This is a genomic window from Enterococcus sp. MSG3290 (assembly GCF_050555565.1).
Lineage (GTDB): Bacteria > Bacillota > Bacilli > Lactobacillales > Enterococcaceae > Enterococcus_B > Enterococcus_B faecium.
Genome location: NZ_CP187862.1, coordinates 914,484 through 939,640 on the forward strand (window position 1 = coordinate 914,484; position 25,157 = coordinate 939,640).

Below are 25,157 nucleotides of genomic sequence, written 5' to 3' on the forward strand. Positions count from 1 at the left end.
TAATTGTGAAAAATAGTTCCTCATATTTTGCCGTTTTTTGAGCTAATACCGAGGGTCAGCTGATTGAACACCGTTTATTCGAAAAAAAGAGCTACGACATAGAACTGTCGTAGCTTTTTTTTGCTATATGACAGGAATGAAAGGTGTTTGCAAGCTTAATGTGAGGAACACTTTCCATATCTGTTCTATACTGGATAGGAGAAGTTTGGAAATATCCAGAAAACGAAATCAATCGAGGTAGCCACATGAAGAATAAATGGACAAATCGAAGTAAAAAAAAGAAAGTAACACAAAGATCATCAGATAAAGTCATCCGTCTTTTTCCATCGTATAAAAAAGGATTAACGGCAGATCAAGTCAAGGAACGAATAGAAAAAGGTGCAGCAAATGATTCAGTCGATCCCACATTCAAAACAAATCAGCAAATCGTATTGGAAAACATTTTTACGTATTTCAATTTGATCTTTCTTATCTTAGCTATTTTGCTTTGTTTAGTAGAATCCTATAAGAACTTGACTTTTTTACCAGTTATCATAGCCAATACAGGAATCGCCATTTTTCAGGAAATTCGATCCAAAAAGATCTTGGACGAACTAAATGTTTTAAATACAGCAAAAGTCAATGTCATACGAGACGGGATAGAACAAACAATAGATATAGAAGACCTTGTAATAGATGACATTGTTATTTTAGAGACTGGACATCAAATTCCAGCAGATGCAGAGGTCGTGGAAGGGAAACTGCAAGTTAATGAGGCTTTATTGACAGGCGAAGCAGATGAAATAACCAAAGAAATAGGCGATCCATTAATGTCCGGCAGTTTCATTGTTTCCGGAAAAGCTTACGCCCGATTAGACAAAGTTGGAGCAGATTCGTATATTTCCCAGCTGACAGTCAAAGCCAAGACAATGGGAGAAGGAGAACAGTCGGAGATGATTGCTTCTCTTAATCAATTGATCAAATGGATTGGGATCATCATTATTCCTATCGGTATCCTGCTTTTTTCTCAAAGTTACTTTTTTAATGGAAACACGATCAAAGAAAGTGTCGTTGCAATGGAAGCAGCATTGATCGGTATGATACCTGAAGGACTGTACTTGCTGACGACGATTGCATTAGCATTAAGTGCGACTAAACTAGCAAAGCAAAGAGTTCTTTTACACAATATGAAAAGCATTGAGACATTGGCAAGGGTAAATGTCCTTTGTGTAGATAAAACAGGAACGATCACAGAAAATAAAATGTCTGTTCAAAAAGTGATCGTCTCTAAAAAACAAGAAATAATCAGTCAGTCAGATCAATTGGAAGCATGCATTGCTGACTATGCAAAAGCGATGGCAGGAGACAATGCAACAATGGAAGCTGTTAAAGCATATTTTACAAAAACCACTGATCAATCCTATCACCATGTTATTCCTTTTTCTTCTGTCCAAAAATTCAGCAGTGTAGCGTTGGCAGACAAGGTGTATGTTTTAGGAGCGCCCGAAATGGTTTTGCGCGATCAATTGCCGGAATATGCGGAAGAGTTTGTTTCTTTCGCTGAAAAAGGCTATCGCGTGTTGGTCTTTGGTGTGTACGATGGGATTCTTGAAGAACCAGTATTGACAGAAGCAGTCACACCATTAGGCTATATTCTGATTGCTAATCCTATCAGAAAAGAAGCAAGAGCCACATTTGATTACTTCAAAAAACAGCAAGTAGCCATCAAAGTGATTTCCGGAGATAATCCGCTCACCGTATCCAATGTAGCTGTCCAAGCAGGGATTTCACATGCTGATCAGTACGTTGATGCATCTAAATTATCAGAAGAAGAATATGAAGCAGCTGTCGAAAAATATACAGTTTTTGGACGCGTCAAGCCAGAACAAAAGAAAATCTTCGTTCAATTGCTAAAGCGTAACAATACAGTAGCTATGACAGGTGATGGCGTGAATGATATTCTAGCCATGAAAGAAGCAGACTGCAGTATAGCGATGGCTTCCGGAAATGAAGCCGCCATGCAGGCCTCACAAGTGGTCTTACTTGATTCTGACTTTTCACGCATGCCAGAAGTTGTTGCAGAAGGACGGCGCGTTGTGAACAATATTGAGCGATCAGCTAGCTTGTTTTTAGTGAAGAATATTTTCTCCTTTTTGCTCTCACTGTTTTCAGTGATCTTTGCTCTGACCTATCCTTTAGAACCATCACAAATCACATTGATTAGTTTGTTTACTATCGGACTTCCATCTTTCTTGCTTGCTCTAGAAGAAAACAAAAAGCGAATCAGAGGGAAATTCATCATGAATGTGATGGAAAAAGCTGTGCCAGGTGGACTAACAGATATGATCGTAGTCGGTGCGTTGGTGATCTGCGGGGTGACTTTGAATCTAAATAAAACAGATGTTTCTACAGCATCTACCATGCTTTTGATTGCAGTAGGGTTCCTCGTTCTCTATAAAATCTGTTCACCGCTGAATAAATTCAGAAGTCAGATCATTCTTTTCTGTGCTAGCGGTATCTTTTTTTCGGTCGTCTTTTTGCATAAGCTGTTTTCAATCACCGGTATCTCAGCTGTATCGCTTTTGCTGTTGAGCATTCTATTTTTCTCGGCAGATTCGATTTTTAGGCATTTGACCACATTGGTAGAATATTTGTTTGAACGTAAAAATGAAAAAGAGCAAAAGCCGTTTAGTCGCGTAGTTAAAAAATTTCTATCGATATTTAAACGAGAAAATTGACGAAAAGTATCTCAAAAAAAAGTAAAAAAGAACAACCACTCGTGTATCTTTCGAAGAAGGATGAGTCATCCAACTTTAAAACGCACGAGCAGTTGCTCTTTTTTACATTTTCGGAATGGTAACGGTGAAAGTCGAACCTGTTCCAAGATGACTGTCTACAGTAATCGTACCATGAAGGAGTTGCACGTAGTCTTTTACAATTGCTAACCCTAATCCGGTCCCGCCTGAATGTCGGCTTCGCGCCTTGTCTACGCGGTAAAAACGCTCAAAGATACGTTCCTGATCCTCAATGTCGATACCTATACCAAAATCTTGGACAGAAAACGATAGATCATCTGTTGCCTGATAGCGGATAATAATCTCGCTGTCGCTTTTTGAATATTGGACAGCATTTTCAATCAGATTTTTGATAATTGGATAAAGGATATCTGCTTTAGTAGTAAATGATTCGTTCTTTCCAATCAATCGAATTGTCAACCGTTTCTTTTCGATGATTGGCTGATAATTTTGAACGATTTGCTGGAAATAAGGTTCTATATAAATTGTCTGGATCTCGTAAGAATTCTCGCCATCTTTTGACAGCTGGATGATTTCCCGAATCAATTTATCTAACCGAATCGCATCTTTTTGCATGATCTCAAGAAAAGAAGTCAGAGTTTGCGGGTCATCTTTTGCACCATCCAATAAAGTCTCGGTAAAACCAATCAGTGAAGTCACAGGAGTTTTTAATTCGTGAGAGACGTTGCCAACGAAATCCTTTTGTAGCTTTTCTAAACGTCGCACTTTCGTTAAGTCATACGCCACCCCTAGAATCTGTCCGGTACCTTCTGAATTAGTAAAGTAGCGCAAACTCAAGTCTAATGTCTGCCGACCTTCTGTAAGGGTGATCTCCTGATGGATCAGCGGATGCTCAGGAGTCACTTGATGAATCAGCTGAATGAGTTTTGGATCTTGAATGACTTCTGTGTACCGCTGTTCAGGTTGATAGCTTACCACGTTTAAATGTAGCTGCATCTTTGGATTAAGCAGTAGTAAACGAGAATCAGCATCATCAATCAGGAATACGCCAATCATCAGTTCGTTCAGTAACGTATATAATTGCTCTTCTGTGGTAGTATACGCCCGATACATCTTACTCATTTGTTCGCTCAACGCATTGATCGTCTGATACAATTCTTCCCATTGATCGGGTGTTTGCATGATTACTTCCGCCTGATTAGGATTTTGCACCATTTTTTTAAGTACGGGCAGCACGGTTTTCAATGGCTGGTTTTTTTGATAGATCAGATAATAGATCATTCCTGCAAGAACAAGGAAGAAAGACAGAAAGAAGAAAAAGACCCAACGGCGAAAACTCTCAGTTCTCGGTAAAAAACCGCTTGTCGGTTCTGCGATACGTAAAATGGCTTCTAACTGGCCACTTTTTTTGACTGGTAATGCGACATATAAAAGATCCTCATCCAAAGTGGTACTTTTACGCAAAGCGCTACCTAGGTTTCCGCCATTCAATACGGCTTTGATTTCGGGACGGGAGTTTCGCTGTTCATTCAATGTTTCATTGTTTGTGTCAAATAAGATCTTTCCAGTAGCATCCATTAAAGTAATCCGTTCGTTCGACTGATGGACGAATTCTTCCAAAGCAGTTTTGTTTTGCGCTGCTTGGAGGTTTTCGACATCTAATTGCCGGATCAGCAGTTGTGCTTTTTTTGTCAGGTAGCTTTCTTGCTGTTCCACGATCTGCTGTTGAAAATAATGGGAAATCAATTGCCAGCCACCAAAAAACAAACTAACTAAAAGAATAAGAAAGAAGAGACGTTCATAAATTTTTTTCCATTTCATCGTTTTGGTTCCTGAAACTTATAGCCAAATCCTCTAACAGTCACCAAGTACTTTGGATGTTTTGGATCTCGCTCGATTTTTTCTCGCAAATGACTAACGTGTACATCTACGATTCGACTTTGTCCTGCGAAGTCAAAATTCCAAATGCGGTCTAGCAGTGTGTCTCGGTCGATCACACGGTCTTTTCGTTTCATGAAATAAACCAGTAATTCAAATTCTTTCGGTGTTAGTTCAATCAGATGGTCGTCTACGGTCACTTGATAATTGGTCAAATCAGCAGTGATTTGTCCAATCGATAGATATTCAGGCTCAGCTTCATCTTTTGATTGCTTACGAGGTTCAATCCTTCTGAATATGGCTTTCATACGGGCTAATACTTCGCGAGGACTAAATGGTTTGGTCAAATAGTCGTCAGCACCTATTTCTAGGCCAATGATCCGATCCACTTGGTCATCTTTAGCCGTCAGCATCAAAATCGGTGTTTCATTTTTTTCTTGACGCAGCCGCTGAGTGATCTCCATGCCATCCATCGTTGGAAGCATCACATCTAAAATGATGAAATCAAATGATTGTTCTAATGCTAATTCTAATCCTTCGCCTCCATCTGTGGCACTGGTTACCTTGTAGCCTTCTTTTTCCAAATTGAACGTCAAGAGCGTTACAATAGAAGGTTCATCATCAACAACTAGTATTTTTTTCATTCAAATCTCCTTTAAATAGGTTTCATTCTGTTTATATTTTAGCATAGAATCAGTACAAAGGGCTATTTTACAAAAGAAATAAATGGTATAATAGGAAGGCACTTTGCTGAATAGAAAGGAAGAGCAGTCAATGATTGGAATCAGTGCATGTTTAGGCGGTCTGGCATGTCGCTATGATGGACAGAAAAAAGAAGTACCAGAATTGATGGAACTAGTTGAAACTGGAGAAGCTGTCATGGTCTGTCCAGAAGTGATCGGCGGATTACCAATTCCTAGAGATCCCGCTGAAATCATTGGTGGAAATGGATTCGATGTGTGGAAAGATCAAGCAAAAGTATGGACGACAAGCGGCGAAGATGTAACGGAAGCGTACAAAAATGGCGCGATCAAAGCCTATCAAAAATTGCAGGAAAAACACATTGATCTAGTCATCATGAAGGAAAAAAGCCCTTCATGCGGAACCCGTTCGATTTATGACGGGAGTTTTTCCGGAATAACAAAAAATGGTGCCGGAGTGGCTACTGCTTATTTTATTCAGCAAAAAATGACTGTGCTCTCTGATGAAGAATGGCTGAAAACTAGAGGTGAGCAGAATGGAAATCGAAAAGACCAATCGAATGAACGCGCTCTTTGAATTTTATTCGACCTTATTGACAGAAAAACAAATGAACTACATGGAATTATATTATGCAGATGATTTTTCATTAGGTGAGATCGCGGAAGAATACGAAGTAAGCCGACAAGCAGTATATGACAATATCAAGCGGACAAGCAAGATCTTGGAGGATTATGAAAAAAAACTCCATCTTTTCTCTAATTATATTGTTCGAGAACAGGTATTGGAAAATATGACTGCATATATTACAGATAAGTACCCGGAAGATAAAAAACTACTTGAATATGTACAGCAAATTCAAGCAATCGAAGAATAAATAAAAGGAATGAAGAAAATATGGCATTTGAAAGCTTAACTGAACGTCTCCAGCAGGCGATGGGAAAACTAAGAAAAAAAGGAAAAGTATCAGAAGCTGACGTAAAAGAAATGATGCGGGAAATCCGCCTTGCCTTACTAGAAGCCGATGTTAACTTGCAAGTAGTCAAAGATTTTACTAAGCGCGTACGCGAACGTGCGGTAGGGGCAGAAGTGCTGGAAAGTTTATCACCTGCACAACAAATCGTAAAAATCGTTGATGAAGAATTGACGATCACACTTGGTTCTGAAACAGCAGAGTTAAATAAATCACCAAAAATACCAACTGTTATCATGATGGCTGGTCTTCAAGGGGCAGGTAAAACGACCTTTACTGGTAAATTAGCCAATTATTTAAAGAAAAATGAAAATGCTCGTCCGCTCCTAATCGCAGGGGACGTATATCGACCAGCTGCGATCGACCAATTGAAAGTATTAGGTCAACAGCTAGACGTTCCTGTATTTGATATGGGAACTGAAGTCAGCCCGGTAGAGATCGTCCGTCAAGGGATGGAGTTAGCAAGAGAAAAGAAAAACGACTATGTATTGATCGATACGGCAGGACGTCTGCATATCGATGAAACATTGATGGATGAGTTGAAACAAATCAAAGAATTGACGCAACCAAATGAGATTTTGCTTGTTGTCGACGCCATGACTGGTCAAGATGCCGTCAACGTAGCTGATAGCTTCAACCAGCAATTAGGTATTACAGGGGTCGTCATCACTAAACTTGATGGGGATACTCGAGGCGGGGCAGCACTATCGATCCGCTCAGTGACAGGCGCACCAATCAAATTCATCGGTTCTGGTGAAAAATTGACTGACTTAGAAGTATTCCACCCAGATCGTATGGCTAGCCGTATCCTTGGTATGGGGGATATGCTGACATTGATTGAAAAAGCGCAGCAAGACTATGACGAGAAAAAAGCGGAAGAACTTGCACAGAAAATGCGGGAAAATTCATTTGATTTCAATGACTTTATTGAACAGCTTGATCAAGTGATGGGTATGGGACCATTGGAAGATCTAATCAAGATGATTCCAGGAATGAATCAAGTACCCGGAATCGAAAACGTCAAGGTAGATCCAAAAGACGTAGAACGTAAAAAAGCGATGGTTTATTCTATGACACCAGCAGAAAGAGCAAATCCTGATCTGTTGAACCCAAGCCGTCGTCGCCGAATTGCTGCCGGTTCTGGAAACAGTGTTGTTGAAGTGAATCGAATGATCAAACAATTCAAGGAATCAAGAAAAATGATGCAGCAAATGTCCAAAGGTGATATGAACATCCCAGGGATGGACCAAATGTTTGGCACAGGTGTCAAAGGAAAACTGGGCAAAATGGCGATGAATCGAATGATCAAGAAAAACAAGAAGAAAAAGAAAAAACGGAAATAAAATATGAAAAACAGCTTCGGTATAGACAGAAGAATGTCTACTGCCGAAGCTTTTCTATCAGCAATTTTTATTACTTATTGGTACAATTACTCTAAATAAAGAGGTGGCACAGATGAGATGTCCGTGGAGTGAACAAACAGAAAATATGCGGGAATATCATGATACTGTCTGGGGTGTTCCTGAATATGATGACCAAAAGCTGTTCCGAAAATTGATGCTTGATATTAATCAAGCCGGATTGAGCTGGCAGACGATTTTAAATAAAAGTGAAGCATTCGATGAAGCATATGATCGATTCGATATCAAAAAAGTCGCAAATTATGGAGAAACAAAAATCAGTGAACTAATGGAAAACAAAGGAATTATTCGTAACCGAAGAAAAATCGAAGCAGCCGTCCAAAACGCCAAAGCAGTCTTGAAAATTCAAGAAGAAATCGGCAGTTTTTCAGAGTATCTTTGGTCGTTTTCTAATGGAAAAATCGTTGATTCTTCTTATCATTCACAAGAAGAAGTCCCAACAACAAGTCCTCTTTCAGATGAATTAGCAAAAGATCTAAAGAAAAGAGGATTTAAATTTATCGGAAGCACAACAATCTATGCTTTTTTAGAAGCTGTCGGGATCATCAATGATCACCTTGACAGTTGTTTCCGCAAAGAAGAGGTCGTACGTATCGGCAGAAAGGGCGAATAAAGCATGCGAAAAATCATATTTTATGGTGCTATAAGTTTAGATGGCTATTTGGCAACGAAAACGGATGATCTTCAATGGCTTTTTGACACTCCAACAGGTAAGCAAACCACTTATGAAGCTTTTTATGAAACAATCGATACGACCATCATGGGCAGAAAAACTTATCAGGAAGCAAAAAAATATTTGGAGACCGAAGCAATTTATCCAGAGAAAAAGAATTTCGTTTTTTCCACCCACGCACAATTACAATTGCCAGATGCTGAGGTCGTAAACGAAGATCCTGTTGCTTTTCTAAAAAATCTACAAATGACAGAAGGAAAAGATATCTGGGTTGTGGGTGGCGGTCGATTGATCAAACCGTTATTGGAACATCAAATGATTGATGAATGGTATATCCAGATTGCCCCTGTATTATTAGGGGACGGGATCCCTTTATTCCAAAAAGGAACCTATGAAGCACGTTTCGAACTGCTAGATACGACACGATTCGGTGAATTTATCGAATTGCATTACGTACGAAAGTAGAAGTAAATAAAACAAAAGGAGCGTGAGACAAAAGTGTTCTTTACTTTTGTCTCACGCTCTAAACACATATAAACGGCGGAAGCAGAAGCAACTCCTTCGGAAATAAGCTGAAATTCACAAAAATTTGAAAAGCAATTTTCGTGAATTCCTTCTTATTTCTTGGAGTTAAACGCTTCTGTCCCAGCCTCTTTTTTTATTATTGTTCTGATTTTATTCTGCTAATTTGTTAGAAAAATCTAGATACGCATCTAAAATCGTTTGGAAGAAACTTAATGTTCCTTCAACGATATTACCGTTTTCATCAATTAGATTCGCAACGTTTCCGATATATGCTTCCGGTTGCTGCAAGGTTGGCACATTCAAAAAGACAAGTGATTGGCGTAGATGGTGGTTTGCGCCAAAGCCGCCGATCCCACCTGGTGATGCAGTAACGACTAAACCTGGTTTATGATCCCAAACACTGTGTCCATAAGGTCTTGAGCCTACATCTAAAGCATTTTTCAATACTGCTGGCACAGAGCGGTTGTATTCAGGAGTAACGAAAACGACACCGTCTAATCCCCTCACTTCCTCACGAAAACGAGTCCATTCAGCAGGAGCCTGTTCTGGAGTTTCGAGATCCTCATTGTAAAATGGCAGATCATCGATTTTTACAAATACACTTTCGTACCCTTCAGGAAGCAATTTCGCAAAAGCTTCTGCTACTTTTTTGTTGTAAGAATCTTTTCTTAAACTACCAATAAAAAATCCAATTTTTTTTGTCATACGATTTTTCCTCCTTCAAACTATCTATAATAATCTTACAAAAAATAAGTAACTGGAGCAAATAAAAACACTTATTGATAAAAGTTTCGTTTTAGTTGACAAATGATCGCGAAGTATCGTTAGTCTCCATTGCCAACCCTCTTAGAAAGTCTATATAATGAAGAAAAAGGAGGGATAAGATGGAAGAATTATCATTATCCAAAAATGTAGCAAATTTACGAAAGGAAAAAGGCGTGACTCAAGAAACTCTAGCTGAATTCATAGGTGTGACAAAAGCTTCTGTTTCCAAATGGGAGACAGGCCAAAGTATGCCTGATGTACTCATATTGCCTAAATTAGCCAGTTTTTTTGATGTGTCTGTTGATGAACTGCTTGGCTATCATCCTCAATTGACGAAAGAGCAAATCAGACACTTTTATCAGCAGTGGACCACCGCTTTTTCTGAAGAGCCCTTTGAATATGTGATGGAGGACTGTAGAAAAGCGGTCAAACAATATTACTCATGTTATCCTTTTCTTTTACAAGTAGTCGTTTTGTGGTTGAATCATTTTATGCTAACAAAGGATCTGGAGGAACAACAAGCAATTCTGTCTGAAGCAGAAGCATTATGTACGAAAATCGTAGAAGAATCAGCAGAATTATCTCTATGCAATAATGCTTCTTTGTTAAAAGTAGCGGTCATGCTCCAGTTAGGCAAACCAGAAGAAGCTTTATCTGAGATCGAAGAAAAAGCGGATCCTTATCGTTTTACCCAGCAAAGCGACACATTACTTATCCAAGCATACCGAGCCGCTGGTCAAACAAAAAAAGCGGTAAGCTACACTCAATACAGCATGTTTTCTCATTTAATCAATATCGTATCTTCAGCCACTCATTATCTATTGATCCAAATCATTCAATTACCGGTTATAGAAGAAACTGTCAATAGAATGGATGCTGTGATCCAAGCATTCAACCTGACTGCGGTCCATCCCAACAGCTGTGCTCAATTTTCTTATGCTGCAGCCTGTGCTTATGCGAAACATGAAAAAGAAGAACAAGTAATAAAGTGCTTAAAACAGTTTGTGGATTTGACACTTATACTTTTAAGCGAGGAAGGCAGGATCCTTCATGGTGATAGGTATTTTGATGAGATAACTGAGATATTTGAAGGAGCAGATCTTGGGGTACAGCAAATAAGAGACACGAAAATCATCAGGGAAGGGGCATTGAGTGCATTAGAAAATCCGATTTTTCAACAAATTGAAAGATCAAAAATTGAAAAACTAAAAAAACGATTGGCAGGCGAGTAATATGGGCATCAAAGAATTTCTTCCGTTTTTAATTCCTTTAATCATTGTACAGTTTGGATTACTTATTTATGTACTTCATCATATCTTTACACATTCTGCATATAAACATGGAAATCGAATGATATGGGTGATTATTGTTATTGTTGGTATGCAGTTTATCGGTCCTGTCCTTTATTTGATTTTTGGCAAGGAGGATGCGTAGTGGCTATCTTGACACTTGAAAAAGTCTCAAAGTCCTTTGGTACAAACAAATTGCTGGATGATTTATCTTTTTCTGTAGAAGAACAGACGATTTTTGGTTTCATCGGTAAAAACGGTTCTGGAAAAACGACAACTATGAAACTGATCTTAGGTCTTATCAAAAAAGACAGCGGAACAATCCGAGTGAACGGAAAAGAAGTAGAGTACGGACAAACAACGACCAATCAAGAAATCGGCTATCTAGCTGATGTACCGGTTTTTTATGATTATATGACCGCTTCTGAGTATTTGACCTTTTGTGGCGAACTCACAGGAATGCCTAAACAGCGGATAAAGGAAAAAAACAATGAACTGTTGTCACTTGTTGGTCTGTCAAATGAAAAGAATCGGATCAAAAAATTTTCCAGAGGGATGCGACAACGTTTAGGAATTGCTCAAGCCTTGTTGAACGAGCCCAAATTACTCATTTGCGATGAACCAACTTCTGCTCTTGATCCTGTTGGTCGAAAAGAAATCTTAGATATCTTATCCTCTGTGAAAGAGCAAACGACGATTTTATTTTCTACTCATATTTTATCTGACGTGGTGCGTATCTGTGATAAAGTTGTTTTTTTGGATAATGGAAAAATCGTGTTGTCTGGATCAGTAGACGAATTGAAAAAGCAAACAAATGCTAGTGGGTTTGAGATCGTATTTTTTTCCAAAAAAGAGCGCGAACAATTTGAAGAGCTTTTACCTGGAGGGATGATCCGAAGTGAACTGCGTATAGCTTATCCACAAAAAAGTAAAGAAGAAATGCTTTTTGCTATGGATTTGCTAGCCAAATATCAATTGCCAGTCCAATCGGTCCAGATGGAAGAACCTACGCTAGAAAAACTCTTTTTGGAGGTCGTTCAATCATGAGACAACTCATTGCCTTCGCTAAAAAGGAGCTAAAAGAAAACTGGCGTACTGGAAAAATCATCACATTAAGTGCGCTCACAGTGATTTTCGGTATAATGAATCCATTGCTAGCTAAATTGACTCCTTATTTAGTGCAAGCTATGTCAACAACTCTGGCAGAGTCAGGGATATCTGTTCAGGAAATCACAGTTGATGCCACGACTTCATGGACACAATTTTATAAAAATATTCCGATGCTGTTGATTTTCTTCCTTCTTTTATTCAGCGGGATATTGACAAGCGAATACCAAAACGGAACAATCATCAACTTGCTGACAAAAGGAATGAAGCGCTGGAAGATATTTCTGTCGAAATGGATCATGGGTATACTGTTTTGGAGTGTCAGCTATTGGTGCTGTTATAGTATTACGCTAGCATACACGATTTATTATTGGGACCAGTCGATTATCTCTCATCCTTTATTTATCAGTTTTACTTATTATTTTTTTGGCTGTTGGCTTTATTCATTGATTTTATTTTATTCAGCTTTTCTTTCTTCCAATTATGCGGTTCTGTTGGCTAGTGGGGGAACGGTCATTCTGAGTTATGGTGCTGGGTTGTTCTCTAAAGTAGCAGAATATGTACCGACTTATTTGATTTCTTCCTCAAATTTTCTTGCGAAAGAAATCCACCTTACAGATTATACTCAGTCATTAGCAGTGACGTGTTGTTCTATCGTCATATCCATCGTAGCTGGGTGGCTTATTTTTAACAAAAAAGAAGTCTAAAATCTTCTATTTCCTAAAAAAAATCGAATTTAATCAAGCTGTAAAGAAAAAAAGCTTTACAGGGTAAAAAAAAACTGTTACACTACATCTTGTGAATAAAACAATGGAGGTGGAAATAAATAATGGCAGTTAAAATCCGTTTAAAACGTATGGGTTCTAAAAAGAGTCCGTTTTACCGTATCGTCGTAGCTGATTCACGTTCTCCTCGTGATGGACGTTTCATCGAAACTGTAGGTACTTACAATCCTTTGAAAGACCCTGCAGAAGTAGTTTTAAAAGAAGACTTAGTTCTTGACTGGTTATCAAAAGGTGCACAACCTTCTGACACTGTACGTAACATCCTTTCAAAAGAAGGCGTTATGCAAAAACACCACGAAGCTAAATTCTCAAAGAAATAAGGTGACCGGATATGAAAGATTTAAGCGACTTAGTCTTAACAATCGTTCGTCCGCTAGTCACTTATCCTGATCAAGTCAAGTTAGATGTCGTAGAGTCGAAAGACTTTTACGAGTACAATCTAACAGTGGCTCCTGAAGATATTGGCCGTATCATTGGAAAACAAGGGCGTGTTGCTAAAGCAATCCGCACAATCGTTTACGGTGTTCGGATCAATGCACCGAAAAAAGTGCGTTTGAATATCATCGATGATAAGGAAAAGTAAATAAACGTGCTGTACTCGAATTTTCGAGTGCAGCTTTTTTGTTTTTTTTATTAATTGAAGAAATGATTATTTGGCAAAACAAGCAAGAAAGCGTATCCTTATAGGAGGAGGGAGTGAACAGCCAATGAGAAAGAAAATGTTATTTATTCCATTTGCTCTATTGTTAAGCGCTTGTAGTTCGGTTACTCAAGAATCAGACAATACACATCTATCAAGCAGTATATCTGAAACTGTTACCAGTCCAGAAAAAAGTAGTACCAAAACGGCTTCCACCACTGAACAAACAATGGCTACCTCAAATAATGAGAAAAAGACTGCTTTAGACCAGTTGAAAGAACAACAGCCAAATGTTCCCATGCCTCTAGATGTACCAGTCTCTTCAGGCTATCTCAATATCGCAGCGACACATACAAAGCAAGGTTATTCTATTTTATATTACAGAACAGATCGTCCCCTCGGGTTGAATGCTGACGAATTGAATCAAGAAACGCCTATTGCAACCTATCTATATCAATATGGGTTTGCTTCTAGTCAAGAAACAATCCAAGTTTTGCAGCCCTTTGAGATCAACACAAATGGTCAGCAAGTGGACTTAGGTTCTCGAATCACAGGGTATCAGCAAGGTGCAGCAGGTTCAAGCTACCTTGAATGGCAAGAAGGAAATTGGCGTATTCGAATCCGTGGGAATAATATAGAAGGCCAAGATCCCTTACTATTAGCTAAAGAAATCGTAGCTTATTTGGAAGAAAACAGTCTACCAGCACCTGAACAATTTGGTAAAATTACTGTTGATATGGGTGATACGACGAATCGAGCCGTAGAAGTAAGCTGGCAAGAACCGAAAAATGCCTATACGATCACTCATCAAGATCCTATGTCTGCGTTGAAGATGGCAGTTTCTATGAAGAGGTCGTGAAATCAGCGCGCTGATCTGAGCCCATCATTTAACTCCAAGTCACAGGAAGTAATCAAAAATAGCACGCCGCATTTTTGCATAATTTTGGCTTAATACCTTAAAAGAAAACTAGAATTGCCTCTTCACACATGCTAAAATAAAACAGACAAAAAAGAAATGGGGATATAAGTTGACTGAATACTTGAATGTAGGAAAAATCGTAAACACACAAGGTATCAAAGGCGAAGTCCGTGTGATCTCAACAACGGATTTCCCAGAAGAACGTTACAAAAAAGGAACGGTGCTAACACTATTCCAAGACGGAAAAGCACCTGTGGAATTAACAGTCAAAAGTCATCGCAAACATAAAAATTTTGACTTATTGAGTTTTGAAGGACATCCTTCTATCAATGATGTGGAAAAATATCGGGATGGCATATTAAAAGTGTCGAAAGACAACTCTGTAGATTTAGCTGAAAATGAATTCTATTACCATGAGATCATCGGTCTGCGTGTATTAGAAGATGGAACTGAGTTAGGTAAAGTAAAAGAAATCTTGTCACCAGGTGCCAATGATGTTTGGGTCGTTCAACGTCCGAAAAAAGCTGATATATTGCTTCCATATATCGCTTCTGTCGTCAAAGAAGTCGATTTAGAAGCTGGAGTGGTCCGTGTAGAAATCCCAGAAGGACTGATTGACGATGAAGATTGATGTATTGACTTTATTTCCAAGAATGTTTGAAGGTCCTATGGGGGAATCCATCATCGGTAAGGCTGTAGATAAAGGATTATTAGATATCAATATCTCTAACTTCCGCGATTATTCAGATAACAAACATCAGACAGTAGATGATTATCCATACGGCGGTGGAGCAGGCATGCTGCTCAAAGTCCAGCCCATCTATGATAACATCCAAGCCATTGAAAAAGCTGCACCGGATGTCAAAAAAAGAGTAATTCTTCTTGACCCAGCTGGTAAACGATTCGATCAGAAAATGGCAGAAGAATTTTCACAAGAAGAACACTTAGTATTCATTTGTGGTCATTATGAGGGATATGATGAACGTATCCGCACATTAGTGACAGATGAAGTTTCCTTAGGAGATTATGTCCTTACTGGGGGAGAATTAGGTGCAATGGTCATGATCGATGCAACAGTTCGGCTTTTGCCAGATGTGTTAGGGAATCAGACTTCAGCTCAAACGGATTCTTATTCAACCGGTTTATTGGAACATCCCCAATATACTCGCCCGGCAGAATATAAAGGGATGAAAGTACCAGAAGTATTGACAAATGGAAATCATAAATTGATTGAAGAATGGCAATTAAAAGAATCACTAAGAAGGACCTATCAACGTCGGCCTGATCTTTTGGAAACACTTGAATGGACACCCCAAATGACGAAATTTTTAGAAGAAATCAAGAAAGAAGAACAAGAAAAAACAGCAGATGAAGCCAAGTGACTTTTTCTAAAATCTTCTTTACAGTAGGTTGATAATATGTTAGTATTTTATGGTGAGTGCAAAAGCACTTAACTATTACGATATTCCGCTGTGAGAAAAGCTCATAAGAATATTTGGAATAAGGAGAAGAAAACCATGAATCCATTAATCGAAGAATTAACAAAAGAACAATTACGTTCTGACATCCCAGCGTTCCGCCCTGGTGACACTGTGCGTGTTCACGCAAAAGTTGTTGAAGGTACTCGTGAACGTATCCAGTTATTTGAAGGTGTTGTTATCAAACGCCGCGGTGCTGGAATCAGCGAAACTTATACAGTACGTAAAGTTTCTAACGGAGTGGGCGTTGAGCGTACATTCCCATTGCACACACCACGTGTTGCAAAAATCGAAGTAGTTCGCTACGGTAAAGTACGTCGTGCAAAATTGTACTACCTACGTGCATTACACGGAAAAGCTGCTCGTATCAAAGAAATCCGTCGTTAATCATTGTTATCAGACTGAGAAAGAACCCTTGGTATTCAAGGGTTCTTTTTTCTTAGCATGTAATTTGAACACCCTGATCCAGTTTTTTTCTTTAATTATTGGTAGGGGAGAATAATGGATTAGAATAAATCTACCTATAAGTAGTAGTAAAAAAAAGAGCACTATGATAATATCTTTCTTAAGAGTAACCGCTTTAATAAAAAATCCAGAATATTCTAACATAAATGGAGTATTCTTAGAATCAAAAGGAGAAAGAAGATGATTTATACTTATACGGAGAAAGAGAAGATGAAAGTTTTGGAGACATTCATGAATGATGGAAAAGTAAAACAAGTACCAAGTTCAACAAAAAAGAAATACATCCTATTGAAAGAAGTCTTGAAACGCTTTAACCATGGAGTGACTTATACAGAAACAGAGGTTAATTCGATACTGCTGAACGTATTTTCTAGTGGCGATTACGTCGAACAAAGACGTTATCTAATCACATTCGGCTTTTTCAAAAGAAGTTCAGACGGTCGGGCATATCAGATGATGGAAATTGAAAATTAGAAGTTTTAATTTATACTCATTGAAAAAAGTTCAAGTATGCGATATTGGTTCTACACCGCATACTTGAACTTTTTTTGTCATCTGTATCTATAATACAAAGCCAAGAACGTTATTCAAAATATGGATAGCTATGATAAAAGCTAATGAGCGATTCGCAGTTAAATAAGCAATCGTCAGTAAAATCGTTCCAGGAGCGTACATGAAAAAATCAATTGGATGCGTTACATGAATAAATGTAAATAGAAAAATAGAAATCAAAGAAGACAAAATTAAACCAATAGATTGAGAAAGCCAATTAATTAAAAGATGACGAAAAATAAGTTCTTCTAAAATCGGACCAAAGAAAGCAAAAACAATCAAAGTCAAAAATAGCGGCGTTTGTTTTCCTAATTGCAATAAATATCCCTGATTGGCTGATTGGTTAGTAGGACCTAAAATGTATTGCATGAAGACGTCTACTAAAAAGATCAAGCCTACCCAAAAAAATATACTAGCAATCCTCAGCCAAGTTTTTTCTTTGAAATAAGAAAAACTTTCTATGATCTCTTTACGAAACAAAATGATACCAATAATAGAAGGAATACATAAGTTAACCGCGAACACAACAAACTCTGAATGTATTAAATCACTGTTCGTTACCATAGATAATAAGGCTAATGGAAGGATCCCTAATTGAAATCCTATGAATAGAAAATAAAGAATGAATAAAGATAATTCTCTTTTATTTGTACGAATAAATACCAAAACGTACCTCCTAAAATTAGATTTTGGACAGATGCCCTTTAAAAAGATAACAAGATTTCGTTCTTGAAACAATATATATGCTTTTATTCCAATGAGGTTGTGAAAACAGTATTTTGTCCTGAGCGTTAGAAAATTGAAAATGGGGAATAGCAACTCGTACTTTACCATTTTTTAAGTGAATACAAGATCAGCTAATTGAACACCGTTTATTCGTGATGAGGGACACAACACTGCAGTCGACACATTTCTCTTTTATGTTCAAAGATAACAAATATTTAAAACAAAGAAAAATAGTAGATAATCCCGTCCTAACTCTTTTATTCTTCCCTCCTAGCTTCCAAATTTAAGCAATACTTCAATTAATCAAGTTTTATCTTTTTTTTTCAATAATCGTAAAAAAAGAGTATTTTTTATTTAAAAATAAAATCTTTGTATTAAAGGACAAGACTAAAATAACCTTAGAATAAAAAGAGAAAAAAAGCCCCAAACTTTCTATACATCAATAAAATAATAAAAATTAAATTTAGAATAACGTGTAAAGGATTATTTGATGATTTTTTATTGAGAGGAGGGATGAAAATGATTAAGAAAACTCAAAATAAAATCCAACGTATATGTCAAAAACATTTTGTTTCTAGACTCAAAGCTGTATCTAAAAGAAAATACTTACATCCCATTATGATTTCGATCATCTTGATTTTTACTTTCTTAGGGAGCTTATCAAGTATTTATGTAAACGTTTATACAGAAACGTCAAATTTTGCTAACCAAACGACAGAGGAGACAAATAGTCCACCCTATTCTGAAATACAGTCCATAGAAAGCACCAATCAGTCTAGCAACAACGAGACAACCTCAACCACATCCTCGACTCAACTGATTGATCCGACAGAAAAAGAAATTGCAGCAGCAAAAGCAGCAGGGGAGAAAGCTTATTCAGAAACAGGTAGAAGCCAGACATTTAGCGCTGTTGCGGCCACGACGAATTTCAACGGACATACCATACCAGATGGATATATAGTGATATATGCCAAAGATGGGGTCATTGTTGCGGTTAACGGATCGATGAGTGCGGATAAAACTGCGTTACAAGGCGTAACCAAAGCAATCGCTTTTATTGATAACCGTCCAGATATCCATAATCTGTTTATTGGCTCCACAGTAAATGGTACTACTATCACATTCCCAAAAAGTATCTATATGGGGGTGGCTACCGCTGGAAATACGATCGATTCAGTTATTCCCAATGCGGATAAAAGTTATTCTTTTACACCCTCAACATGGGGAGGGCTTCCTGCCGGAGGAGGTATGAGTACTTTTTCAATCGGTATACAGTTAGCAAATGATATTCCATTCACAGGGTACTCGATCAAAAATGGGCAGATCGTTGATGGTAAGGGAAATGTTTCAAATTTCCCAACCTATCAAGCAGCGACGGTTCAGGTCAATGCGAATCGGACAGGAACTTTTTCTTATACAGTCAATGGTGGAGCAGCAAAAATCGGAACGTACGGGACTACATTATCTGGAATCCATGTGGGTGACAAAGTGGTTATCACTCCAACAGCAGTAACGGGCTATTCTTTTACACAAACAAACGGTTCTCTCACAGCTCTAGCAAGTAACGTCAATACGGTGACCTATACAGGTAAACAAGCACCAATCACTATTAAGTACCAAGACTATTTTGGACAGACGATTGCTCCTCCTAAAATGATGAATATTACTTACGGAAGTGCCGCACAAGACCTGACGACTAATACGCCTACTATCAGCGGATATACCTTTACAGCTGTTTCAGCGACAGAAACAAAGAACCAATCAGCAATGAGTGTTTTAGCTAGTTTAGATACAAATGGAAATGTAATCGTAAAGGACGCAAATGGAAAACAGATTTCTGAAGTCATCCTATATTATAAGACAAATGCAACAGTATCAATCAATGCAAATGGCAGTAAGTACTATGATGGTCTTTCTGTTGTACCGATCGTTAAATATGCCTTTAATGATAAAACAGAATCAACATCCCTTTTAAACAATGATCTCAGTATTGATCAAATCACATGGAATCCAACTGATTTCAAAGCGATGAATGAAAAGGGAGTTGAAGTAACTGCGCCTACTGAAATTGGAACCTATACGTCTTGGCAATTGACAAAAAGCGGACTAGCTAAACTAGCTGCCAGAACAAACTATTTATTTACTATCGTGCAGACATCTGATGTCTATACGATTAAGCAAATCAGCGGTGCGGTAGAGCTCGGTGGCAGTAAGACATATGATGGAAAAGCAGGTGTCCCGTCAATCCATGTCAAGCTAGCAGAGGGTGTCACTAGTTCGCTTACTCCAGTACAAGTGGCACTTAGCAGTATGGATTACACAGTAGATGCACAATCAGCAAAAAATATGGTTAATGCTGGCAGCTATACAATTAAACTAACGAATAGCGGAATAGACAAAGTCAAAACAGCAAATCCCAAGTTGTCATTTACTGATATAGCCAACACATCAGGAACTTATACCATCTATAAAGCTAACGCAGTGATTACTGTCGATGACGCTGCCTTTAATTATGATGCCCAAAGTCACTCGATTCCGGTTGGAAATCTCCACGTTACCGGTGTTGTCTTAGGCGAATCATTGGATTATACCCTAACAGTTAACAGCCGGACAGATATTGGATCACAAATAGTAACGATTAGTTTAGGCGAAGGAACTGTAAACAATAATTATACGATTATCGCAACAGATACCGCTAAGTTGACGATCAATCCGACTCTCTTGCTTCCTTCGACAGGCGGGATAGGTCTACTGCCCTTTGTCTTTTTAGGACTGATCTTTATTTTTTCTGGCTTCTTTTATTTTATCCATCGTAAGAAAAAAGCAGGTGAACAGCGATGAAAAAAACAAAAAATGTACGTGTGGATATATTTGCTGTTCTCTTTTTTATCCTACTGGTCTTTTTTATAGGTTCTCCGACTGTGTCAGCTAGAGAATTACCTATTACATTTACTTTGCATAATCGAATGTTTGAAAGCGATAAGATGCCAAGTATCAGTCAAAACGACGGAATAAATATCCCAGATAACTTTCAAGGAGTAAAAGGGTTGAACGGCGTTACTTTCGCTATATATGATGTCTCGGATGAATTTTACAAGCTGCGGTCAGAAGGAAGTAGTGTGGAAGACGCACAAAGAAAACTAGCACAAAAAAGTGATAGTGAAAAAATACTGGCAGAAAATGTGACAAAAACAGTAGACGGGGAAGAGGGCATTGCTTCTTTTAGTGCATCGGACAAAGATGAGCAAGGTCGTGACGCTGTTTACCGATTTGCGGAAATAAAGACTTCAGATCAAGTAAAAGAAAAATCAGCACCATTTGTCGTTGTGCTTCCTGTGACAGATTCATCTAATCATAAATTGACGACCATCCACTTGTATCCAAAGAGTGAACAAAAAATACCTGCTGCACTCACATTAACAAAAACAGTAGAGAATAAGCACACAGATTTTGCAGATGGGGATAAAGTCCCTTATCTCATCACCGTAACAATTCCTGAGAACATCAACGAGATAGGAACCTATACGATCAAAGATACAGCTGATCCTCAGTTATGGCTAGAACCAGAAACGATCGATTTTTTGATTGGTGGAGACAAGATTCATACATTTCACACACAAAAAACAAAACATGGTTTTGTCTTATCAGATTCTGGAAAAGATCTCAGTTCGTTTGCTGGGAAAAAATTAACGATCCGTTACCAAATGACATTGAAAGAAAACAGTGAAAAAACGACATTTGATAACGATGTACGTTTGACGACTGACAATCAAACAGTAGAAACACATCTTGCCATCCAAACAGGAGGCAAACAATTTGTCAAAGTGGATCGGCAAACGAAACAAAGACTAGCAGATGCTCAATTTCTAGTCAAAAAAAATGACCAATACTTAGCGCAAGAAAACGGGATAAATCATTGGGTAGCCAAAGATGATTCAAGAGCAACGATTTTTACTTCCAGTAAAGATGGAACATTTTCTGTCCATGGATTGTCTTTTGGAAGTTACGAACTAGTGGAGATTAAACCGCCTAAAGGATATATATTGAGTCAATCAACCATTCCCTTTGAAGTTGAAAAAGGCAGTTATGATCCGCTTCATCCTATACCATTGGAAATCATCAACGAACCAAAAGCAAATCCGACGAATAATGGAAAAACGCCAGTTCAGATGCAGACAAATGGTCCATCAAATGAAAAAAATGGAGGAAGCTTTCCAAAAACAAGCGAAGAGATGCTTGGAGGTTTCTCAATTTTAGGGTTGTTGCTAGTCCTTTCAACAGGGACAGCTTGGTTTTATAAAAAACAACAAAAAGGAAACAATAGGAGGGAAATAAAATGAAAAACATCAAAACAAAAATATGGACGTTTTTAGGAGCTGCTATCATGCTGCTTCCTTTCGTTCTCGGCCTAGGAACTGCAGAGGTTTCTGCAGCCGTATCACCTACACCAGAAAATGTTACGGTTAATTTGCATAAATTGAAATTCACTTCAGCACCAGAAAATCAAATAAACAACGGAACGGAATTGACATTTCCGAATAGCGAACCGTTGAACGGCGTTGAATTCAACGTATATGACATCACTGCTACGTACTATCCAAGTAAAGACACAGCAGTTCCAGCAGACGCTACACCCTTCGCAAGTGTAACGACTTCTGGTGAAGGATTAGCTAACCTGACTCTTCCAGGTAAATCTGATGGGAAAGATGCTGTATACGTCTTTGTAGAAACACCAAAGCCCGGTGTCGAAACGTCGCCAAATATCGTGTTAAGCTTACCCTTTTATAACCCGAATTCATCAGACCCTGACAAACCTTTAGACACGATTCACCTATATGCTAAAAATGTCATCAAAGAAAGCAATATCAAAATCCAGAAAGCTGGGAACTTTTCAGGGGTAGATAAGTTAGCAGGGGCGCAATTTCAGATCAAAAATTCAGAGAATCAATTCGTGACCGGTTTTGATGAAAACACTGGTGTTGCTCTCTATGATCCTGCTGAGTCAGCGTTGACATTCACAACTGATACTGAAGGATCCATCAGTGTCAATGGATTAATAGACGGCAATTATACTTTAGTTGAAACAAAAGCACCAGATGGTTATCAATTAACCGATCCACAAAAAGAAACTACTTTTATAGTAAAAAACGGAAAATTGCAACAAACAACCGGAATCATCCATGGGGCAGATGAAGCAAATCTTGGGAATCCAACCGGTGTAGTCAATCGGGAAAATACAACTACAGATAACACGATTACTGTAGAAAACGTCCCAAAATACGGTGATTTCCACTTCATCAAACAAGACGTGAACACACAAGAAAAATTAGGAGGGGCAGAATTTTCTATTCTAAGAGCAAAAGATCCAACCGTTAAATTGATGAAGAAAATAGCAAACCTTGTCTCAGGAGAATACCTATATGCTTGGTCAGATGAAGTCACAGGTTCTGACTGGGAAGAAGTGAAATTGATTTCTGATTCAGAAGGGAAATTTTCAATCGAAGGCCTGAAACAAGGGGCATACTGCCTTCAAGAAACAAAAGCACCAGAAGGCTACGCATTACCTAAGAATGAAGCTGCGTACACTGAATTTACAGTAGATGATGATCCAACAACTTCTGATGAAACAACGATCGATAACCAACCTAAAGGAATCTTGCCTTCAACTGGTGGTATGGGGATCATCGTATTCATCTTGGTAGGTATTGCTTTAGTTGGAGGAGCAGTGATCTACTTCAAAAAACGCCATCAAGAAATAGAAGCATAAACTATTGGAAACAAAAATCATACGATAATAAACGACAGTGAATCAGATGGGGAGAAAGGTTGTGAAAGAGATGTTCAGCCTTGACCGATAAGAAGCGATTTTGAAAAATAGCTCCTCATATTTTACAAAATCGTGCCTTATTGCCGATAGGCTGTCTCTTGAACACCGTCTATTCGGAAGAAGGGACTGTGATAAGACTTTTGTCACAGCTTTTCCTTCTAAAAAATAGCAAAATATGAGGAACTATTTTTCCGTTTGCTTCTCTAATACTCAGGTCAAGGCGCTGATTTCAGAACCTCTTCTTTAAACGGTGTTCTCCTACCAACTCCTCGGTCACAAGTCATAATATTCATCAAACATGAGAAGCTGTTTTTTGAAATTGTTCCTTGTGACTCAGAGCTGAACGGCAGGCTCACGACCTCTTTCTTAAACGGTGTTCAATCAGCTGACCCTCGGTATTAGCTCAACAAACAGTAAAATATGAGGAACTATTTTTCCGTTTGCTTCTCTAATACTCAGGTCAAGACGCTGATTTCACAACCTCTTCATATACATATTAAAAAACAGGTGGACATGATGAAAAAAAACAGAATAAGAATACTGGACATCTTCATGGCAATCATTTTAGTCGTTGGGATCGGGATCTTTTCCTATCCTTTTGTAGAAGATTCACTGAATGATTTTCTTGCCCAGCAGATGATCATCCATTATCAAAAGCAAGCATCGAAAAAGAATTCAGCAGAAATAAAAAAACAGCAAGAAAAAATGACAAAGAAAAACCAGCAGCTGGCAGAAAAAAATGTATCACCAGGGATAGCCAGTTTCAACCAGACAGTTGATGCAAAAGTATTAAAAGATTTACCTAGTAATGCCTTTTTTATGGCACACATGCTTGGAGTCATCGAAATCCCAAAAATCAATGTCAGTTTACCCATATTTGATCAGACAACGGAGATATTTTTGCAAAAAGGAACGTCATTATTGGAAGGAAGCTCTTACCCGACTGGCGGGAAAAGCACCCATGCCGTTCTTTCTGGACATCGTGGTCTTCCAGAAGCAAAATTATTTACAGATCTGCCTAAATTGAAGAAAGAAGACCAATTTTTCATCCAGATCAATGGAAAGACATTGGCATATCAAGTAGAAAAAATCCAAGTAGTCTTACCTGATGAAGTAGATTCTTTGGGTATCCAAAAAGGTAGGGATCTCGTGACTTTGCTTACCTGCACTCCTTACATGGTCAATACACATCGACTGCTTGTGACTGGTCATCGTATTCCTTATCATGCAAAAGAGGCAAAAAAAGCAATCCAAGGAATTGATCAATGGAAAAAATGGAAATTTTTTGCATTGACTATCGGCATACTACTTGGATCGATCGGCTTAATTTGGTTAATCATAGCTTATTTAGATTTTTTGGCCATTGCTAAGCGAAACTATCCTTTATCTTTTTATGTAAAGAACAAAAACGGACGACCAATCGAAGGAATGGTCTTTTCTGTAAAAACACTCAACGGCAAACACTATATTACTAGAGAAAAAGTTCCATTCGTGAAAGCTTCTGATGAATATGGATTAGTCATGTTTTCCGATTTGAAGGGCGGGAACTATCGCTTGCAACATGAGGAGATCCTACTTAAAATCCATGTAAAACATAAACATTCGAAACAGTTTTCAATGAAATTGAAAAAAGGAAGATACAAACTGCGAAAAGAAAAAGAGGCGTACTATTTGATTGAGAAAGAATGAATGAAGATGTC

Annotated in this window: 25 protein-coding genes; 21 read left to right on the top strand and 4 right to left on the bottom strand. The window is 38.2% G+C overall.

What is annotated here, in order from left to right; genetic code table 11:
- Positions 1-245 precede the first annotated feature (245 nt).
- Entirely contained in the window at positions 246-2,717 is a 2,472-nt protein-coding gene (locus IGL31_RS04240) for a cation-translocating P-type ATPase (RefSeq protein WP_086299776.1), read from the top strand.
- A 102-nt stretch (positions 2,718-2,819) separates the two neighbouring features.
- Here IGL31_RS04240 and IGL31_RS04245 read toward each other — a convergent pair whose 3' ends face one another.
- Both IGL31_RS04245 and IGL31_RS04250 read right to left on the bottom strand, forming a co-directional pair.
- Positions 2,820-4,556 (bottom strand): ATP-binding protein, encoded by a 1,737-nt coding sequence (locus tag IGL31_RS04245; protein WP_086299775.1) that lies wholly within the window; start codon positions 4,554-4,556, stop codon positions 2,820-2,822.
- Positions 4,553-5,257 carry a response regulator transcription factor gene (locus IGL31_RS04250; protein WP_002306267.1) on the bottom strand — a complete coding sequence of 235 codons (705 nt, stop codon included), beginning with the start codon at positions 5,255-5,257 and terminating at the stop codon, positions 4,553-4,555. Before IGL31_RS04250 ends, IGL31_RS04245 begins: the two co-directional genes overlap by 4 nt.
- 130 nt (positions 5,258-5,387) lie before the next feature.
- On the opposite strand from IGL31_RS04250, the gene IGL31_RS04255 reads away from it, so the two are divergent.
- The 5 genes from IGL31_RS04255 to IGL31_RS04275 all read left to right on the top strand — a co-directional run bounded on the left by IGL31_RS04255 (position 5,388) and on the right by IGL31_RS04275 (position 8,844).
- Positions 5,388-5,891: a DUF523 domain-containing protein gene (locus IGL31_RS04255; protein WP_002306268.1), complete on the top strand. Its 504-nt coding sequence runs from the start codon at positions 5,388-5,390 to the stop codon at positions 5,889-5,891.
- Positions 5,851-6,189 carry a putative DNA-binding protein gene (locus IGL31_RS04260; RefSeq protein ID WP_002293708.1) on the top strand — a complete coding sequence of 113 codons (339 nt, stop codon included), beginning with the start codon at positions 5,851-5,853 and terminating at the stop codon, positions 6,187-6,189. Before IGL31_RS04255 ends, IGL31_RS04260 begins: the two co-directional genes overlap by 41 nt.
- Before the next feature lie 20 nt (positions 6,190-6,209).
- Positions 6,210-7,628 carry a signal recognition particle protein gene (gene ffh, locus IGL31_RS04265; RefSeq protein WP_010727543.1) on the top strand — a complete coding sequence of 473 codons (1,419 nt, stop codon included), beginning with the start codon at positions 6,210-6,212 and terminating at the stop codon, positions 7,626-7,628.
- 112 nt (positions 7,629-7,740) lie between these two features.
- On the top strand, positions 7,741-8,319 hold the full coding sequence (locus tag IGL31_RS04270) for a DNA-3-methyladenine glycosylase I (RefSeq protein WP_002332521.1): 579 nt from the start codon (positions 7,741-7,743) through the stop codon (positions 8,317-8,319).
- Positions 8,320-8,322: 3 nt separating this feature from the next.
- Positions 8,323-8,844: a dihydrofolate reductase family protein gene (locus IGL31_RS04275; RefSeq protein ID WP_010727544.1), complete on the top strand. Its 522-nt coding sequence runs from the start codon at positions 8,323-8,325 to the stop codon at positions 8,842-8,844.
- A gap of 210 nt (positions 8,845-9,054) precedes the next feature.
- On the opposite strand, the gene IGL31_RS04280 is transcribed toward IGL31_RS04275, so the two are convergent.
- Positions 9,055-9,609 (bottom strand): NADPH-dependent FMN reductase, encoded by a 555-nt coding sequence (locus IGL31_RS04280; RefSeq protein ID WP_002306271.1) that lies wholly within the window; start codon positions 9,607-9,609, stop codon positions 9,055-9,057.
- Positions 9,610-9,788: 179 nt separating this feature from the next.
- On the opposite strand from IGL31_RS04280, the gene IGL31_RS04285 reads away from it, so the two are divergent.
- From IGL31_RS04285 to IGL31_RS04335, 11 genes are all read left to right on the top strand, one after another.
- On the top strand, positions 9,789-10,901 hold the full coding sequence (locus IGL31_RS04285) for a helix-turn-helix domain-containing protein (protein ID WP_086299774.1): 1,113 nt from the start codon (positions 9,789-9,791) through the stop codon (positions 10,899-10,901).
- 1 nt (position 10,902) lies between these two features.
- The gene (locus IGL31_RS04290) at positions 10,903-11,103 is read left to right on the top strand and encodes a PLDc N-terminal domain-containing protein (protein WP_002306273.1); all 201 of its coding nucleotides are present in this window, start codon (positions 10,903-10,905) and stop codon (positions 11,101-11,103) included.
- Positions 11,103-12,005, top strand: a complete 903-nt coding sequence (locus IGL31_RS04295) for an ABC transporter ATP-binding protein (RefSeq protein ID WP_086299773.1) — start codon at positions 11,103-11,105, stop codon at positions 12,003-12,005. The genes IGL31_RS04290 and IGL31_RS04295 overlap by 1 nt, the downstream gene beginning before the upstream one ends.
- Positions 12,002-12,772, top strand: a complete 771-nt coding sequence (locus IGL31_RS04300; protein WP_010829601.1) for an ABC transporter permease subunit — start codon at positions 12,002-12,004, stop codon at positions 12,770-12,772. The genes IGL31_RS04295 and IGL31_RS04300 overlap by 4 nt, the downstream gene beginning before the upstream one ends.
- A gap of 122 nt (positions 12,773-12,894) precedes the next feature.
- Positions 12,895-13,170: a 30S ribosomal protein S16 gene (gene rpsP, locus IGL31_RS04305; RefSeq protein ID WP_002290274.1), complete on the top strand. Its 276-nt coding sequence runs from the start codon at positions 12,895-12,897 to the stop codon at positions 13,168-13,170.
- An 11-nt stretch (positions 13,171-13,181) separates the two neighbouring features.
- Positions 13,182-13,433, top strand: coding sequence for a KH domain-containing protein (locus IGL31_RS04310; RefSeq protein WP_002290277.1), 252 nt, complete (start codon positions 13,182-13,184; stop codon positions 13,431-13,433).
- Between the two features lie 124 nt (positions 13,434-13,557).
- The gene (locus tag IGL31_RS04315; protein ID WP_086299772.1) at positions 13,558-14,349 is read left to right on the top strand and encodes a hypothetical protein; all 792 of its coding nucleotides are present in this window, start codon (positions 13,558-13,560) and stop codon (positions 14,347-14,349) included.
- Between the two features lie 169 nt (positions 14,350-14,518).
- Positions 14,519-15,040, top strand: a complete 522-nt coding sequence (gene rimM, locus IGL31_RS04320) for a ribosome maturation factor RimM (protein WP_002306278.1) — start codon at positions 14,519-14,521, stop codon at positions 15,038-15,040.
- Positions 15,030-15,791 (top strand): tRNA (guanosine(37)-N1)-methyltransferase TrmD, encoded by a 762-nt coding sequence (gene trmD, locus IGL31_RS04325; protein WP_002293717.1) that lies wholly within the window; start codon positions 15,030-15,032, stop codon positions 15,789-15,791. The genes rimM and trmD overlap by 11 nt, the downstream gene beginning before the upstream one ends.
- Positions 15,792-15,926: 135 nt before the next feature.
- Positions 15,927-16,274 carry a 50S ribosomal protein L19 gene (gene rplS, locus IGL31_RS04330; protein ID WP_002286913.1) on the top strand — a complete coding sequence of 116 codons (348 nt, stop codon included), beginning with the start codon at positions 15,927-15,929 and terminating at the stop codon, positions 16,272-16,274.
- A gap of 258 nt (positions 16,275-16,532) precedes the next feature.
- Positions 16,533-16,826: a DUF2087 domain-containing protein gene (locus IGL31_RS04335; protein WP_086299771.1), complete on the top strand. Its 294-nt coding sequence runs from the start codon at positions 16,533-16,535 to the stop codon at positions 16,824-16,826.
- 87 nt (positions 16,827-16,913) lie between these two features.
- On the opposite strand, the gene IGL31_RS04340 is transcribed toward IGL31_RS04335, so the two are convergent.
- Positions 16,914-17,570 carry a CPBP family intramembrane glutamic endopeptidase gene (locus IGL31_RS04340; protein WP_002306282.1) on the bottom strand — a complete coding sequence of 219 codons (657 nt, stop codon included), beginning with the start codon at positions 17,568-17,570 and terminating at the stop codon, positions 16,914-16,916.
- A 573-nt stretch (positions 17,571-18,143) separates the two neighbouring features.
- On the opposite strand from IGL31_RS04340, the gene IGL31_RS04345 reads away from it, so the two are divergent.
- From IGL31_RS04345 to IGL31_RS04360, 4 genes are all read left to right on the top strand, one after another.
- The gene (locus IGL31_RS04345) at positions 18,144-20,471 is read left to right on the top strand and encodes an MBG domain-containing protein (protein WP_086299770.1); all 2,328 of its coding nucleotides are present in this window, start codon (positions 18,144-18,146) and stop codon (positions 20,469-20,471) included.
- Positions 20,468-21,970 (top strand): SpaH/EbpB family LPXTG-anchored major pilin, encoded by a 1,503-nt coding sequence (locus tag IGL31_RS04350; protein ID WP_086299769.1) that lies wholly within the window; start codon positions 20,468-20,470, stop codon positions 21,968-21,970. The genes IGL31_RS04345 and IGL31_RS04350 overlap by 4 nt, the downstream gene beginning before the upstream one ends.
- A complete protein-coding gene (locus IGL31_RS04355) occupies positions 21,967-23,397 on the top strand; it encodes a SpaH/EbpB family LPXTG-anchored major pilin (protein WP_086299768.1) in 1,431 nt (476 codons plus the stop codon). The genes IGL31_RS04350 and IGL31_RS04355 overlap by 4 nt, the downstream gene beginning before the upstream one ends.
- Before the next feature lie 576 nt (positions 23,398-23,973).
- A complete protein-coding gene (locus IGL31_RS04360; RefSeq protein ID WP_010727551.1) occupies positions 23,974-25,146 on the top strand; it encodes a class C sortase in 1,173 nt (390 codons plus the stop codon).
- Positions 25,147-25,157 lie beyond the last annotated feature (11 nt).